This is a genomic window from Cohnella baijiui, assembly GCF_020731285.1.
GTDB lineage: Bacteria > Bacillota > Bacilli > Paenibacillales > Paenibacillaceae > Cohnella.
The window spans coordinates 1-231 of record NZ_JAJFOW010000373.1; the positions used below are offsets into that span (position 1 = coordinate 1).

The 231-nt window shown below is 46.3% G+C and carries 1 pseudogene; it reads left to right on the top strand.

Annotated features, from left to right (window positions below):
* A pseudogene (locus tag LKX83_RS33005) lies at nucleotides 1-231 on the top strand (hypothetical protein); the annotation flags it as partial.

The window sequence follows — 231 nt, forward strand, 5'->3', positions numbered from 1 at the left end:
GTATTAAACCGCGCCGCATTTTTCTTCCTGCGCTTTATCGGAATTCAACCCACAACGGATCACGATTCGGCACATACAGAGGAAGAAATTCGAATTTTGATGCAGCAGAGCCATAAGAGCGGACTGATTGACCAGACTGAATTAACGCTGGTGGATAATGTGTTTGAATTCGCGGAGCGCAATGCCCGCGAAATTATGATTCCACGTACGGATATGGTGTGTGTATTCGAG